At 44.3% G+C, this 1179-nt stretch carries 1 protein-coding gene; it reads right to left on the bottom strand.

Annotation, left to right across the window (positions count from 1 at the left end; translation table 11 throughout):
* Positions 1 to 1179 (bottom strand): putative Ig domain-containing protein (locus M3180_RS22245; protein WP_251671620.1); only part of this gene is annotated, 1179 nt, incomplete at both ends.

Below are 1179 nucleotides of genomic sequence, written 5' to 3'. Positions count from 1 at the left end.
TTCAGACGATATGTCAACGTATTTGCTGGTAAATCTGCATCCGTCGCACTTGCTGTAAATGTTAATGCTTCTCCTTCATTTACGGTCTTAGCTCCAATTGTATTTAACACTGGGGCAACATTTACCTCGTTGATCGTGACTTCGATCTCTTCCTCATCCTCTAGCTCTCCATCACTCACGATCACCGTAAATTTGATCGTATCTGGACCATCTACTTCACCCGGTGTCCACCTAAATACACCGTCTGTTTCTCCGATTGTTGCATCTGCTGGTGCATCCTTCAGACGATAAGTCAACGTATTTGCTGGTAAATCTGCATCCGTCGCACTTGCTGTAAATGTTAATGCTTCTCCTTCATTTACGGTCTTAGCTCCAATTGTATTTAACACTGGGGCAACATTTACCTTGTTGATCGTGACTTCGATCTCTTCCTCATCTTCTAGCTCTCCATCACTAACGATCACCGTAAATTTGATCGTGTCTGGACCATCTACTTCACCCGGTGTCCAACTGAATACACCGTCTGTTTCTCCGATTGTTGCATCTGCTGGTGCATCCTTCAGACGATAAGTCAACGTATTTGCTGGTAAATCTGCATCCGTCGCACTTGCTGTAAATGTTAATAATCCGCCTTCATTTACGGTCTTAGCTCCAATTGTATTTAATACTGGGGCAACATTTACCTCGTTGATCGTGACTTCGATCTCTTCCTCATCCTCTAGATCTCCATCACTAACGATCACCGTAAATTTGATCGTATCTGGACCATCCACTTCACCCGGCGTCCAACTGAATACACCACTTGTTTCTCCGATTGTTGCAGTTGCTGGTGCATCCTTCAGACGATAAGTCAATGTATTTGCTGGTAAATCTGCATCCGTCGCACTTGCTGTAAATGTTAATGCTTCTCCTTCATTTACGGTCTTAGCTCCAATTGTATTTAATACTGGGGCAACATTTACCTCGTTGATCGTGACTTCGATCTCTTCCTCATCCTCTAGCTCTCCATCACTAACGATCACCGTAAATTTGATCGTGTCTGGACCATCCGCTTCACCCGGTGTCCAACTGAATACACCGTCTGTTTCTCCGATTGTTGCATCTGCTGGTGCATCCTTCAGACGATATGTCAACGTATTTGCTGGTAAATCTGCATCCGTCGCACTTGCTGTAAATGTT

The organism is Paenibacillus camelliae (assembly GCF_023715345.1).
GTDB classification, from domain to species: Bacteria; Bacillota; Bacilli; order Paenibacillales; family Paenibacillaceae; genus Pristimantibacillus; species Pristimantibacillus camelliae.
This window is presented reverse-complemented; position numbering and strand designations above follow the sequence as displayed.